General features: G+C 39.5%; 15 protein-coding genes. 1 reads left to right on the top strand and 14 read right to left on the bottom strand.

What is annotated here, in order from left to right:
• Positions 1-54: 54 nt before the first annotated feature.
• The 13 genes from B5473_RS10845 to B5473_RS10785 all read right to left on the bottom strand — a co-directional run bounded on the left by B5473_RS10845 (position 55) and on the right by B5473_RS10785 (position 11618).
• Positions 55-2244 carry a penicillin-binding protein gene (locus tag B5473_RS10845; RefSeq protein WP_079525014.1) on the bottom strand — a complete coding sequence of 730 codons (2190 nt, stop codon included), beginning with the start codon at positions 2242-2244 and terminating at the stop codon, positions 55-57.
• A 38-nt stretch (positions 2245-2282) separates the two neighbouring features.
• On the bottom strand, positions 2283-2663 hold the full coding sequence (ftsL, locus tag B5473_RS10840) for a cell division protein FtsL (RefSeq protein WP_079525012.1): 381 nt from the start codon (positions 2661-2663) through the stop codon (positions 2283-2285).
• Between the two features lie 3 nt (positions 2664-2666).
• A complete protein-coding gene (rsmH, locus tag B5473_RS10835) occupies positions 2667-3617 on the bottom strand; it encodes a 16S rRNA (cytosine(1402)-N(4))-methyltransferase RsmH (RefSeq protein ID WP_079525010.1) in 951 nt (316 codons plus the stop codon).
• Between the two features lie 118 nt (positions 3618-3735).
• Positions 3736-4167 (bottom strand): division/cell wall cluster transcriptional repressor MraZ, encoded by a 432-nt coding sequence (gene mraZ, locus B5473_RS10830; RefSeq protein ID WP_014824545.1) that lies wholly within the window; start codon positions 4165-4167, stop codon positions 3736-3738.
• A gap of 175 nt (positions 4168-4342) precedes the next feature.
• Positions 4343-5959 carry a bacillithiol biosynthesis cysteine-adding enzyme BshC gene (bshC, locus tag B5473_RS10825; RefSeq protein ID WP_079525008.1) on the bottom strand — a complete coding sequence of 539 codons (1617 nt, stop codon included), beginning with the start codon at positions 5957-5959 and terminating at the stop codon, positions 4343-4345.
• Positions 5960-6068: 109 nt separating this feature from the next.
• Positions 6069-6440 (bottom strand): DUF3397 domain-containing protein, encoded by a 372-nt coding sequence (locus tag B5473_RS10820; RefSeq protein ID WP_254865297.1) that lies wholly within the window; start codon positions 6438-6440, stop codon positions 6069-6071.
• 20 nt (positions 6441-6460) lie between these two features.
• Complete coding sequence (locus B5473_RS10815) at positions 6461-7354, bottom strand: ketopantoate reductase family protein (RefSeq protein WP_079525004.1); 894 nt, start codon at positions 7352-7354, stop codon at positions 6461-6463.
• Between the two features lie 69 nt (positions 7355-7423).
• Positions 7424-8962 carry an acyl-CoA carboxylase subunit beta gene (locus B5473_RS10810; protein ID WP_079524999.1) on the bottom strand — a complete coding sequence of 513 codons (1539 nt, stop codon included), beginning with the start codon at positions 8960-8962 and terminating at the stop codon, positions 7424-7426.
• 17 nt (positions 8963-8979) lie between these two features.
• A complete protein-coding gene (locus tag B5473_RS10805) occupies positions 8980-9192 on the bottom strand; it encodes an acetyl-CoA carboxylase biotin carboxyl carrier protein subunit (protein WP_079524997.1) in 213 nt (70 codons plus the stop codon).
• Between the two features lie 134 nt (positions 9193-9326).
• On the bottom strand, positions 9327-9713 hold the full coding sequence (locus tag B5473_RS10800) for a transcriptional regulator (protein WP_079524995.1): 387 nt from the start codon (positions 9711-9713) through the stop codon (positions 9327-9329).
• A gap of 254 nt (positions 9714-9967) precedes the next feature.
• The gene (locus B5473_RS10795) at positions 9968-10732 is read right to left on the bottom strand and encodes an enoyl-CoA hydratase/isomerase family protein (RefSeq protein WP_079524993.1); all 765 of its coding nucleotides are present in this window, start codon (positions 10730-10732) and stop codon (positions 9968-9970) included.
• Positions 10733-10887: 155 nt separating this feature from the next.
• Positions 10888-11061, bottom strand: coding sequence for a 50S ribosomal protein L32 (gene rpmF, locus B5473_RS10790; protein ID WP_008403415.1), 174 nt, complete (start codon positions 11059-11061; stop codon positions 10888-10890).
• Positions 11062-11084: 23 nt separating this feature from the next.
• Entirely contained in the window at positions 11085-11618 is a 534-nt protein-coding gene (locus tag B5473_RS10785) for a YceD family protein (protein WP_079524990.1), read from the bottom strand.
• Between the two features lie 184 nt (positions 11619-11802).
• Here B5473_RS10785 and B5473_RS10780 point away from each other — a divergent pair, with 184 nt between their 5' ends.
• A complete protein-coding gene (locus tag B5473_RS10780; RefSeq protein WP_079524988.1) occupies positions 11803-13011 on the top strand; it encodes a nucleotidyltransferase in 1209 nt (402 codons plus the stop codon).
• On the opposite strand, the gene B5473_RS10775 is transcribed toward B5473_RS10780, so the two are convergent.
• The gene (locus B5473_RS10775; RefSeq protein WP_079524986.1) at positions 13008-14057 is read right to left on the bottom strand and encodes a SepM family pheromone-processing serine protease; all 1050 of its coding nucleotides are present in this window, start codon (positions 14055-14057) and stop codon (positions 13008-13010) included. The two genes, B5473_RS10780 and B5473_RS10775, sit on opposite strands and share 4 nt — an antisense overlap.
• Positions 14058-14251: the final 194 nt, after the last annotated feature.

Raw genomic sequence — 14251 nt, 5'->3', positions numbered from 1 at the left:
GACACCTCACCTAAAACAACGTATGTTAAAGATGAAGTTTGTATTCAAATCTCTCTAATCTTGTAGAAGTTCTTCAGTAAATTCTTCGTCTTCCTCTTCTTCCAGCTCCATATCCTCTGCCGGAGGGGTCAAATGCTTCTCCTCAGGGGTTTTCAGCTTGACGACGATCGGTGAATCATCTGTTATCGGCGTCCCTTGGGAAACACTTTGGCTTTCAACATAGCCTTCGCCGACAATTTCAATCGGCAGTTTGGATAGTGATTTATAGACAAGTAAATTACGTAGTGACCAATCACTAAACGACGGTAATGTAATTTCTCCATCTGTCTTTAAGAAAACAATGCTCCCACTTGTTAATGATGCATCTGCTGCAGGGAACTGTTCTGTAATTTCTCCGTCTTGACCAATTATTACCGGTACCAGTCCTTCCGCTTCCAGTTGAGTCATGACCGTATCTGTCTGCTTCCCTACATAATCGTCAATCTTTGTTGTCTCTACTTCCGCTACGTCCGACGGATTGATATTCATGTACTTCAAACTGTTCAGTACAACTGAATTGAAAACTTGTGAAACTGGGTCAGAACCTATTTCGGTTGCACCTAGTTTTGGTTTTGCAACTGAAATAAATACAGCCAGCTGCGGATCTTCTGCTGGAGCCATTCCTAAAAATGAATAAAGGAATTCATTTTTCCCCCAGTCATAACCGATACCATTTGCTTTCGGCATTTGGGCAGTACCTGTTTTCCCGGCTACTTTATAGCCGTCAATCTGGAAACGTTTCGCATTCCCGGCTTCTCCGTATATAGTAGAAGCTAAAACCTCACGTGTTTGCTGTGCTGTCTCTGCCGAAATCGGTTCACCTTTTATAGTAGGCTCTGAATCTACTAAAATCTCACCAGTGTTCGGATTAACAATTTTATCGATTACATATGGCTGCATCATTTTCCCGTCATTTGCAACGGCCGTTACCCCTTGAATTAACTGAATCGGAGTAACAGTCGAACCTTGACCGAATGTTGTCGTATACTTTTCTAAAGGATAGCGTGAGTTAATAATACCGCTCGCTTCATTTGGTAGGTCAATGCCTGTTTTTTGACCGAAACCAAACTCCTTTAAATAGCTTTCATACGTTTCCCAGCCCATAACATCAAGCAAGTTCGTCATCGCCGTATTTGAAGAGCGTTGGATACCTACTAAATAGGAGATTGTACCCCAACCGTATCTATTATGGTCACGTATTGTATCGTTATAAACTTTATACTGCCCTGACTGGTACGTGGCATTCGGATGCCAATTCCCTGAATCGATTGCGGCTGCAACCGTAAATGTTTTAAATGTGGAACCCGGTTCAATTGTATTTTCCACAACATCATTCAGCCAGTTGCCATCTAATCCTTCACGTGTGTCAGGGTTGAACGTTGGTCGTTGTGACATCGCCAAGATTTCCCCCGTTTTCGGATTCGCTACGACAGCAACCATAGACTGCGGCTTATATTGATCGTTGACACGCGTCATTGCTTCTTCCAGGAAGTTTTGGATTGTTTTATCGATTGTTAAATAAATATCGTTTCCATCCTGTGCTTCCTGTATCACTTTATCGCTGCTTGGCAATAAGTAGTTACGAGCATCGCGCTGGTAAGTTAACTTACCGTCAGTTCCTGTTAATTGCTTATCATAAATATATTCAAGCCCCATTTTCCCGACAACCGACGAATTTCCGTCATCATCGGTTTCACGCAATGCAAATCCTATAAGGTGAGAGGCAAAGGCGCCGTTAGGATAATAGCGTTTTTTGTCGCTATATAATAGAATGCCAGGCAGATTAAGCTCTTCAATTTTCTTTTTCACTTCATGACTGATGCCGCGCCCTGCCAGTCCAAACTCGACTTGATATAAATCTTTGGAAGGGTTTAGCCGTTCATAAATCTTCTCTTCATCCATCGGAATGTATTGTGCCAATAATTTCGCTGTTTCAGCTTTATCGACAACATGCCTTGGATTTTTTTTATTTTCTGTTGCCGATTCTTTAATTACCGCTACAAGACGGTAGCTTAATGTATCTTCGGCAATCACATTTTCATTGCGGTCCAAAATCTTCCCACGGTCTGCAGATAACACATATCCAGTTTCGTACCTTGATAATGCTTCTTCTTCCAATTCATGCCCTTTTACCATTCCTGTCGCCTGGATTGATGCAAAACGCCAATATAATAGTAAAAAGAGCCCTCCAAAGAATATAAACATTAGAAAGGCTCCTATCTGGTAACGAAATCTTCTCTTTTTCATTCTCCCGGCACTACTTTCACATTTTTCTCATTTAGTGTTAATCCGAGTTCTTTCGCTTTTTCCCAAATACGTTGGTGAGTGGAGCGTTCACTTACTTGTACTTTTAAATCTGTATTATTATTATTGACTTCAGTTATGTCGCGTTCGATTTTTTGGATTTCCATACTGAGCGTTTGGATTTCTCCTTGAGTATGTAATATGGAAATAGCGAAAGATGCTACTACGATTGCAAATACTAGGAACAAAAACTTTTCCTGTGCCGAAAAATACTTTGGTTTGCGTTTTTTCGGCTGGACCGGTAGTCTTTGTTCCTGCTGCTGATGTTGAGGTAGTTCTGGCTGCTGTTGTATATAAGTTTGTCTTGCTCTTACTGCCATTTTTTACCCACGTCCTTTATCGTTAATTTTTTCAGCGATGCGCAATTTTGCTGAACGTGAACGATTATTCGCAGCTAACTCCTCGTCTGATGGTAAAATCGGTTTTCTTGTCACTAATTTAAGTACTGGTTTCATATGCTCTGGAATAACCGGTAATCCTGGCGGTAAATCCGGCAATGATGAAGCCTCTTTAAATAGTGTTTTTGTTAAGCGGTCTTCTAATGAGTGGAATGTAATCACACTTATACGACCACCAATTTTCAATAAATCGATTGCATCTACTAAAGAATCTTCCGCTGCACCTAATTCATCATTTACAGCAATTCGAATAGCCTGGAAGATTCGCTTTGCAGGATGTCCACCTTTGCGACGTGCTGGGGCTGGAATACCATCTTTTATAAGCTCTACTAATTGACCCGTCGTTTCAACAGGAGCAATTTCACGGGCTTGTTCAATTTTGCGCGCAACTTGTTTAGAAAATTTTTCTTCTCCGTAACGGAAGAAAATACGAACAAGATTTTCGTATGACCATTCATTCACAACATGATATGCGCTCAGTTCAGCAGTCTGATCCATTCGCATATCGAGCGGTGCATCATGATGGTAACTAAATCCGCGTTCAGGTGTATCAAGTTGTGGTGATGAAACACCTAAATCATATAAAATTCCATCTATTTGATGAATGTTCAGTTTGTGTAATTCTTCTTTTAAATAGCGGAAATTTGAGTGTACGAATATAACACGATCTAAATAATCGGCTAATCGTACTTTTGCGTTTTCAATAGCCGTTGTATCCTGGTCAAAGCAAATTAAACGGCCTTTTTCTGATAATTGTTGTACAAGGTACTCACTATGACCTGCACCACCTAATGTGCAGTCAACATAAATACCATCCGGATTGATGTTCAACCCATCAACAGTTTCTTTCAATAATACGGTTGTATGATCGAACATTGTTTGAAGCACCTCTTAATATTAATTCAATTACGTGTCGGCACTATTACACCCGGATTAAAAGTTCATGTCGGTTCTGTAATAGTGACTATGGTTTAAATTTTTCAACTTCTACTTTTTAAAAATCAAAGCCAATCAGATTTTCTGCGATTTCATCAAATGATTCTGCCGATTGCTCGAAGTATTGCTGCCAAGATTCTTTCGCCCAAATTTCAATTTTGCTCGATACACCTAATATCACGCATTCTTTTTCAAGATTAGCGTATCCAATCAGTGTAGATGGAATATTAATTCGGCCCTGCTTGTCCACTTCTACTTCTGTAGCACCAGAAAAGAAGAATCGCGCAAATGCACGTGCATCTTTTTTGGTCATCGGTAAATCCTTTAATTTATCTTCGAGTTTTCGCCATTCATCCATAGGATATCCAAAAATGCATTGATCTAGCCCGCGAGTTATTACAAAGTGTTCTCCAAGTGATTCTCGAAACTTTGCAGGGACAATCATGCGGCCTTTTGCATCAATAGAATGTTGATATTCTCCCATGAACATGCTACTCACCCCACTTTAATAAATAATGTACCACATCCCCCCACTTTCTACCACCAAATTCCTTGCTTCTCATAACAATAAATCGAAATTACGTAAATGAGCATATTCTCACACATACGTTCGGTGCCAAAAGACACAAAAAAGAGTTATCTGCGTATGAGATAACTCTTGTTTTTTATAAGGTAATAAGTTGGTGTTTCATGGAAATACTCATAGGTAACTCCAATAAATCATCAATCAGCTTTCCCCCATAGGTATTTAGAAATAAATAAGGGTTGTACAAGCGCTCCTGGTAACTATCATTTGGATATAATAGCGACTGGATCGTTTTGTATTGGCGAATTGCAACTTCATGCTTTTCTATATTTTGCTGTTCCAGTTTCGAGCGTAAATATTGGAATTGACGTTCATGGTAATTTTTATTCTTCTCCAATAAATCTTCTACATGATAGTTACCATGCTGCAGATAGCTCGTCAGTTGTTCATACTGCTCTTCCATCTGTTTTTGCATCTGCTCAATTGCGCGCGTTACTTGTTCATCTTTCACACTTTCCACAAATTGCGCTAAATGTTCATCGACCTTACCTGTCAGCACATCCGTTACAGACAGCTCTTTTTGTTCCAGTAATGCATCAACTTGACGCGTAACAAGCGTAATGCTGAGCCTTGGCGCAAATATCGGCATTTGCAGCTGCAGCGTATCAAATGCAGGCTTTAAAGTTGCCCAATAAGCAAGTTCACCGGGCCCCCCTACAAATGCTAGTACCGGGAGTGCCATTTCCTGCATTAACGGTCGGGTAACAACATTATTGCTTAAACTTTCAGGAGACTCATTCGCAATAGCAACTAATTCCTCTTTTGAAAAATTTGCATGTGCTGACCCATTTTTAAATTGGCCCCCACTGCGCTCTAGCAGAAAACGTTCGCCTTCTTTAATATAAAATAAATTCGCATTTTGCTCCGTAGCTTCGATCGGCATTGCATAACCTTTTTCTGCAAGCTTTCTTTCCTGCGCTACAACACCTGTTGCGATCGATTCGTTCTTTTCAATCAATTGGACAAAATAGTTTTTTTCATATTGTCTGAACGGCCCATAAGTTGCATCCAACATTAATAAACCGTGCTTTTTAAATAAATCATTCATCAGCAGCGTAAAGAAATCAGTAAATGTTTCACTATTTTCTGCATGATTTAAAACACTATTCAGTAAGTCTGCTGTATGTTCGGTTTCCCCAAAATCTTTAAATACATTTAAAATAAACTGCTGTAGTGCTTCTTTATTTAATTCTGTAGTCGAGGCCATTTTCTTCAGCTTAGAACGTTCACTGTAACCACGTTTTTTCACTTCGCCGTTTGCCATTGTATACGTATGATTAATCTCTTCTATATCGTGATCTTCACCCGCGATCCAAAACATTGGTACGACCGGTGCATTTAATATTTTTCTTTGTTGTTCTGCCAGCAGAATAACCGTAATCGCTTTATGAACAGAATAGAGAGGACCTGTCAGCAAACCAGCTTGCTGACCACCTACTACAACTACAGCACCTTGCTCAAGCTCATCTATATGATGCGCCGTTTTTTCCGAGATGCCATACTGTTCCATATAACTGCGTATAACTTGAGCCAGCTCTTTTGAACGATACGTACGATTTTTTAAATACGCAAATCGTTGATCAAAAGCTCCCTCATTATATTTATATTCAAAAAACGAATGGATATCGGCATTCCCCGACCAATAGTCCGCTAATAGCTTATTCGTTACTGGTGAATTTATTTGTTCTAGCTCCATGAAAATTCTCCTCTACTTCTCTTTACTCAATTTTGAAAATTACTTTTATCACTGCGTTGCTTTATTTTTCTCCGGATACTAGTTTACAGTAAAAGAAAAGTTTAGCCACCTAATCAACCATCATAAACATCATAACTGAATGGGTAATTCCAACAATCCAAATTATAAAATAAGTGATGCTGAACAATAAAAAGTAAAAGCGCCAAACTTTTTTCAGTAGTGGCTTTACTTCAATTTCTTTTTTCGTTCGCCAATCAAAATATGTAAAAACAATCGCAATTACGAGTACGACAATTAGCATCGGCATTAATATACCAATATTCCATAGTCCTTGTAACGCAATTGGTATCGAAAAAAACAAAAGAAATGTTGTAATATCCGCTGCCAAGCCAATCGCTTTATGTTTTTTTATTCGAAGCTTACGGCATAGGAGCAGCACAGTGATAAAAGCAATAATCGGACATACAATAATTGTTGCCACTAAATATTGAAAAAATAATATCACAGTTGTTCACCGCTCTCTTCAAATGCTTTCACTAGATGATAAAGTGTTTGTAACACAGGTAATTCTTTCTCATTTTGCTCCGCTTTTTTCAAAATCGTTCCAGCTATAGTATCAATTTCGGTTTTGCGGTTTGCGAGACGATCCGCCAGCATAGAAGATGTATTTTCTGCTGTCCTTTCACAAAGTGCAACAACTTGTTCAAAGTGGAACGATTCTTTAAATTGCGGAAATGCCGTCATGAGTTCGTTATATAAATTATTCAATAATTGCAAAGTATAGCTCTGTGTAATTAGCTGCCCATTTTTCACTTGCAAAATCGCGGTTAACGGATTGATAAAACAATTCAGCAGCGCTTTCTCCATCAGCATCGTTTCGGCATTCTGTTCAAATACAATCGGCAGTCCTGACGATGAAAGTTCGTTCAGGAAATCAAACTTGCTGCGATCTCCCTTTGCTACAGCAACTTTCATCACACCTTCCCCTTTATGGGCGACATGATACTGCGACAGTTTAAGAGCCCCGAATTGAATCGAACTAAATGCAATATGGGCTTTATTTAATGCAAGTGCTTCCTCATAATGTGCTAAGCCATTTTGCAAAAATAATAATGGAATAGATTCCTTTACACGCTCCATACTTGCATACACTTCATGAAGTTGTCCATATTTTACAGCTACAATGATTAAATTCGCTTCATTTGAAAGTGCCGAAATATATTTAACGTTGACGGTCGTAACAGATTGATTCAAGTTTGTCCTAGCAATATGGATGTTTTTAAATACTGTTTTTTCTGCAGGTTTCCCGACAATATACACATCCATATTCTTTTCAGCAAAATAGCTTGCTACTAATAAACCAACTGCACCTGCCCCAATGATTTCAATTCGCATTATATTATACCTCAAATTTATTTCGAATTAAAAAGGTCTGCCTTCAAGACAGACCTTTAGCTAAATTTATTATACTGGATATACCGGATGTTTTCGATATGGTAAGACAATTTGTTTCGAATTATAGTAATTAAAGCGTTGAATTAATGTATGTCGCAGTTGATTTGGTGCGACAATATCATCAATTACCATTTCAGAAGCCAATTTGTATAAATCGATCTCTTCCTTATATTCTTCGATTTTTTGTTTGACAAACTGCATTCGCTCTTTCGGATCTTCAATCGCCTCGATTTTATTTGAATAAACAGCATTTACAGCCGCTTCAGGACCCATAACCGCAATTTGGGCAGTTGGCAATGCAATGACTGCATCCGGTTCAAATGCCGGTCCGCACATCGCATAAAGACCAGCTCCATAAGCTTTACGAACGATAACCGAAATTTTCGGCACTGTCGCTGAACTCATCGCCGATATAAATTTTGCCCCATGTCGTATAATGCCCGCCTTCTCTACTTTTGTACCGATCATAAAGCCCGGTACATCCGCTAAAAATAACAGCGGAATCGAGAATGCATCACAAAGCGTTATGAACTTCGCTGCTTTGTCGGCAGAATCGATAAACAATACGCCGCCTTTTACTTTCGGCTGATTGGCGATAATCCCTACTACTTGCCCATCGATGCGGGCTAGCCCTGTTATCAGTTCAGAAGCGAAAAGCTTTTTAATTTCAAAGAAGCTGTCTTCATCAATCAGCTGTTCGATACATTCATACATATCAAATGGCGCATTTTGATTTTCCGGAATAATCTCTTCCAGTGTTCTCCCGCTTTTCGGTGCTTTTATTTCATCAATCGGCGGGAATTCCGCAAAGTTTGCAGGGAAATAACTGATATAACGCCTCGCTTCGCGAATTGCCTCTTCCTCGTTTGCAGCCAATACATCTCCGCAGCCGCTAACGGTACAGTGCATACGCGCTCCGCCCATTTCTTCGAGTGAAACCTTTTCACCAATTACTTTTTCAGCCATTCTCGGTGATCCTAAGTACATTGAAGCATTTCCGTCCACCATTATAACGATGTCACAAAAGGCCGGAATATAGGCTCCTCCTGCAGCAGATGGACCGAATAAAATACATATTTGAGGAATCATTCCGCTCATACGTACTTGATTATGAAAAATACGGCCTGCCCCGCGTCGCCCAGGGAACATTTCGAGCTGATCTGTAATGCGTGCCCCTGCAGAATCGACTAAGTATAGCATTGGCACTTGCATCTTCTCCGCAGTTTCTTGAATACGGATTATTTTTTCAACTGTTCGCGAACCCCATGATCCAGCCTTGATAGTAGAGTCATTTGCCATAACGCAAACGGTTTGCCCATCAATTTGCCCAATAGCTGTTACAACTCCATCTGCAGGCAAATCTCCGGCCTCACAATTTGCAAAACGGGCATCTTCCTCATAAACTCCATCATCAAATAATTGTTTCAAGCGATCACGGACAAAAAGTTTATTCGTTTCTTTTAACTTTTCGTGATATTTTGGTTGCCCGCCTGCGTATATTTCTTCTATTTTCTGCTGTAAGTGTTCGTTATAAGTAGGCTGTGTCATTATCTTTCCTCCATCACTTAAGCTAATTCTACTAAAATATCATTCTCTTCAACAAAATCTCCTTCAGCAACAGTAATTTTTGCTACTGTTCCATCCGCTTCTGCCTCATGTGGAATTTCCATTTTCATCGATTCCAAAATGATGAGTGTTTGCCCTTTTGTCACACTGTCCCCTTCTTTAACACTTACCTCGAATACTGTCCCTGCCATCTGTGCTTTTACTTCTGCCATGCAAAAGGCCCCCTTGTTAGAAGATATTTGCGCTACTCGCGCTATGTTTCTACTTCTATTGTAAGTAGCCTTAAAATTAATTACAATTATTTTCTCGAAAAATTATTTTATTTCTATTTATAGTTCGTTTTTCTTTAACTCGGTTTCCCTTTTGTTAAGGCAACACCTTGATGTAACCACTTCGTAATTTTGTCGTACTCTGATTGCAATTCCGAATATTTCATTTCTAGTTCGTTATATGCTTCTGTCAATTCTTCAAAACTAGATAACGCCAACTTTAAGTGACTGCGCATTAACTGTTTCGGGCGCTTTCTGACGCTGTTCAAAACCTGTCCATACTGCGCTCGCAATGTTTTATTCCAGCGAAAGCCGCAAGCTTGCTTCGTCCGGTTTAATTCTTGTGCTGCCTGCTCAAAAGCTTCTAGTTGTGTACGTCCGTTTTGAACTGTTTGAATCACAATTTCAGCTAACTTTTCATCGTCTGCAATTGTCCATTGATCTTTCCTTCTTTTTTGCTCCACAGTTGCACCACCTCATATTTTTTACTACTATATGCCATGATGAACAAAATAGACTTAAAAACAAAAAAAGTTACGAGAAAAATAGTTTTCATCGTAACTAGGGGAATTAATTTTTATTGCGGGTCAGAGGCCAACATGATGTTTGTCACGAATGCATTATCACAGGACGTGACAATTTTAGCATTCACTCCATCTTCCGCCATTCCAAACAACGGACTTCATATAAATTATTAACCAAGCAATCTGTTAACGGATTACTTTTTCTTCTCGAGGAAGTTCTGTACTGCTTTATGGTGAGCTTCGGATTCCCACAGCTTTGCACATAGTCGGATTTCTTCCATCACTCGCTCGTGCATATTGCGCTCACGCCATTTTCTTAATTCAATTTCTTTATATGCCTGGTGGACAGAAGGATGGATCTTTGCCATATGCTCAATAAATTCTGCAAGAGCCTGCTCTTTCGTCCCTTCAATATACACACGCATCGCCCAACCGATCTCATATAACGTTTGCGCGTCATATGGCTTTGCGTCTACGAGCATTTTTAATGCACGGTCATGGCGCAGCCCACGCTCAAACAAATAAGTTCCTCCACCCCATCCAGACGTAATCGCCAGCGTTCCTTGGATGAAGCCGGCTTTTGCATGTGAGGAAATCAGCCGGAAATCGCAAGCTGTCGCAATTTCACAACCTCCTCCTACAGCCGTTCCATTTATTAAAGCAATTGTCGGTACAGGCAATGTCGCTAAATCATATAGAATATTCCCCATTTTACTCAGCATACCAAACGCTTCTTCTTCCGTTTCCAAACTATGAAACTCTGACAAGTCCCCGCCCGAACAAAATGATTTTTCACCGGCACCTGTAATAACTAAGAAACGCACATCATTATGTTCTTTTATGTATGTAATAACTTCCTTTAAACCATCCATCACCGCATAGTTTATAGCATTTCTTTTTTCTTCGCGATTAATCGTAAATGTTAGAATCCCATTTTCATTCTGAATTAAGTAATCCATTTGCCCATCCCCTTTAGTAATTATTTCGATATATCAAACTATTCTAATAATAGTTGAGTGCTATTGTTTTGACAATGCTTCTAGGTAAAAACAGAAAAAAGACTAGTTAAGAGCCATGGTCTCTTAACTAGTCTTTATATAGCGTAAATACTGAATTATTTCGCTACTACTTCTTTACCTTTGTATTGTCCGCAAGCTTTGCAAACACGGTGAGATAGTTTAGCTTCTCCACAGTTTGGGCAAGCTACCATACCAGGTACAGATAGTTTGAAATGCGTACGACGCTTTCTTTTTGCAGTTTTAGAAGTTCTTCTAAATGGTACAGCCATTGATGGCACCTCCTTACAGATATTTATTCATCTGTTTGATCAAAATACTTAGCTAAAGCAGCCAGTCTTGGATCCAATTTTGGTTCGTCAACTTCCTTAGCTTTTTCTACATCTTCATCCGTTGAATAGTTCCAGCCTTTACCGCCTTGCACTTGTCCTTCGGTATTCTCTTTGAATACTTGCATCGGCACTTCAAGAAGAATTAATTCCTCCAGGACTGGTTTCATATCAACAACGTCTCCATCAACATAATGGATATCGCCCTCAACATCCCCGCGATTTTCTTCATCGACCCAACTGAAAACTTCTACTGTTTCGATGTTCACAGGATATTCAACATCTTCCCACGTGCGTGCACATGGAAGCGTTAATGTAGTGCTAATCGTTAATTGACAAGTCATTTGCGATGCACCAAAAGTACAAAGCCCTTTTACATGAACGGGTGAAACGTTACGTATATCGGTGTTACGATTTTTTACTTCATCCAATTGAACAACTGTATCAATCGGCATTCCGTCTTTTCGAAACTTTGATAATTGATGAATTGACCATTTCATTCGTTAATCACCTCGAGACAACACTGTTTATTATATAGCCCATAAAAAAAGATGTCAAGATAATTTCTTGTCACTATTACAAAACGTGCTTATAATCAAATTAATTCTAACATATTGCAAAGATACATTCATTTCGAACGTATTGATGCGAACAAAAAACTATTTTAGCGTAAGGGGGAAGTTTATGCAAGCCGTCGGTATAGTTGTTGAATATAATCCATTTCACAATGGCCATCTGCATCACGTAAACGAAGCAAAACGCACTACGAACAGTGATGTTGCGGTTGCTGTTATGAGCGGTCAATTTTTACAGCGAGGAGAGCCAGCACTCGTCGACAAATGGCACCGGACAAAGATGGCACTCGCAAGCGGAGTTGACGTCGTAATCGAACTTCCTTATATTTTCAGCACTGCTCAGGCAACTAGTTTTGCTTCAGGTGCTGTCCAACTATTGGAAGCAATGCAATGTACTACATTAGCATTTGGGAGCGAACAAGGAACCATCACGCCGTTTCTCAACACTTATCACTTAATAGAAAGCAACCGTACACTCTACAACTCCATTATTAAAGAAACAATTCAGCAAGGCAAAAGCTATCCGCAAGCTCTTTTTACGGCATATGAACAGCTTAAACAACTTTCCCCGAATGCATACATTGATTTAGGGCAACCAAATAATATACTAGGCTTCCATTACGTCGAAGCAATTGAGAAGCTACAGACAGTTATGAGACCAGCTACCATTCAGCGAATTGCTGCAGGATATCATGATGCGATAGATACAGACAGCGAAATTGCCAGTGCTACCGGGATCCGCCAGGCATTATTCAGCGGTAAGTCTCTCGAGCAGGTTACACAATTTTTACCCGAGCCGAGTATTGATCAACTTGGACACTGGCAGGAAGAACATGGTCGTTTTGCAAGCTGGGAAGGCTTTTGGCCACTTTTACAGTATGCTATTTCAAGACATACCCCACAGCAGTTAAAACAGTATGCAGACGTATCAGAAGGGCTTGAAAACTCACTTATTAAATATGCGAGAACGAGCTTGGACTTTGAGGAGTTTATGAATGCGTTGAAATCGAAACGCTATACATGGACAAGACTCCAGCGAATGCTGACACATATTTATACTGGAGTCACGAAAGAACAGTTACATGCCTATTCAAGCCCTACATATATTCGGATATTGGGCATGACATCAGCTGGTCAGCAATATATTTCAAGTATTAAAAAGTCCCTTTCAATGCCGCTCATCAGCCGGGTTGCAGCTGTCAGTGATCCTATATTGGCCATCGATTTGCACGCAACTCAAATGTACCAATTAGGCATACAGCAATTTTCAAATAAAAAAATAGACGAAGATTATAAAACTCCGCCTATTCGCTATTAATTTTTCGGTTGTAGTTGATTTAAATAATTCAGAGCATCATCAATTGTTTTAACAGGAATAACTTTCATGTCGGAATCAATGGCTTTTGCTGTTTGGGCTGCCACCTCATAATTTGAAGTAATGCTTGGGTTATACTCAAGCATTTCTTTTGTTATTTCGTCATCAGGTGCAAAGAAAATATCGACGCCTTCTTTATCCGCAGAAACAACTTTTTTCTCTATACCGCCAATTCGACCTACCGTTCCATCCTCCAACATTTCACCGGTACCTGCAATTTCATAGCCTTTTGTTAAATCTTCATCGATCAGCTGATTTAACAGCTCTAATGTAAACATTAACCCGGCAGAAGGTCCGCCAATATCTTCTGTTTTGACAGTCACTTTCGGATCGGTTTTGATTGATTTGCTTTCTGAATAAGTGATACCGATACCAATACGTCCTTCAGAACCTGGTATTTCTTTAATCTCCAACGTTTCGTCAATAAGTTTTCCATCACGTTTTACAACTAGATTAATTTTATCTCCCTTTACTTTCGGCGTAATGAGAGTAAGAAACGTGTCCAAACTATCAATACGTTCATTATCCACTTCCACAATTTCATCTCCCGGCTTTAACTGTCCGTCTGCGGCGCCATCTGCAAGCACATTCAATACATAGAGTCCTTTGTACGTCACTTGATATTCAAGCCCTGCACGGTTGAACGCTACATACGTTGCATTAAATTGGGAGTCCGTCATATATTTCAATTGGCGAACATTATATTCTTCGTCATCTTCTTCCTCTTGGCGTACATCTGTTAATTTTACAATATCATAATAATCCGCGACGGCTGCCATTGCATAAGTTAACGGAGTTGCCTGCCCCATCGCAACGGTCGTCATATAAAATGAACCTTCATCGTCCTGGTCCCCATTTTGAATCGCCAAAAATTCGCTTACATTATATGTACCACCTGGTTTTGTAATATAATAATCCAACCTATAGAAAGACAAACCCATTAATATAATTAGAAACAGGCCAAATGCTATTTTCCCTTTATTCCCCATTTATTTAGACTCCTCTATAATTAATCGATTTCGCATTGGCGTAATTGTATCAGGACTAATTTTTGTCAGCTACCAACAAATTATAAGACGGTTTTATGTCAAAATTCGTTCCTTAAAAATTACTTGCCGATTAGTTGAAATACTAATTTAAACTTTAATTGCATACAATTAGTGTAGCATTTGAACGAGCGAAT

This window comes from Solibacillus isronensis, assembly GCF_900168685.1.
Taxonomy (GTDB): Bacteria; Bacillota; Bacilli; order Bacillales_A; family Planococcaceae; genus Solibacillus; species Solibacillus isronensis_A.
The sequence above is the reverse complement of the archived record's forward strand: the minus strand, read 5'-3'. Positions and strand labels throughout refer to the sequence as shown.